Raw genomic sequence first — 564 nt, forward strand, 5'->3', positions numbered from 1 at the left:
TTACTATACAGTGTTCATCGTCAGTCGGATATTACCTTATGACCGCCCGCCAATCCTACCACCTCACCTTTGCCCGTTTCTCACCCTCACTTTCAGTCCGCTCCTTCAGCGCATCCGAAGCGGTCAATACCGCTTACCGTGTTGAAATTACTGCCACCTCTACCGACTCCTCACTGCCGCTGTCTTCCTACCTCAACCAGCGCGCAGCGTTTGAGATTCGTCCGCAGGAAAGCTTACTGTCTGAAGTGGCCGGGGCATTCGGGTCTGCTTCAGACGATCCTCCGGCGAAGCAATGGCAGGGTATTATCAACTCATGCGAGAAGTTGTCGGTTTCCAAGGATGAAACCGTTTACCGCTTTGTTTTAGAGCCGCGCTTCGCGGCTTTAAAACATTTCCAAACCTCCCGACTGTTCCAACACCAAACCATTCCCGACATCGTTGCCGCCGTCTTCAAGCACCACGGCTTCTCCGGCGTCGACTACCGTTTCCAAAAAAGCCGCAACTACGCTGTACGCGAGTATGTCACCCAGTATCTTGAAAGCGACTTCGACTTTATCAACCGTC

General features: G+C 52.7%; 1 protein-coding gene. It reads left to right on the forward strand.

The window, feature by feature from the left end; genetic code table 11:
* Positions 1-38 precede the first annotated feature (38 nt).
* Positions 39-564 (forward strand): contractile injection system protein, VgrG/Pvc8 family (locus tag ACTHUE_RS19945; protein WP_440424271.1); only part of this gene is annotated, 526 nt, incomplete at its 3' end.

This window comes from Neisseria sp. P0021.S005 (genome assembly GCF_051956955.1).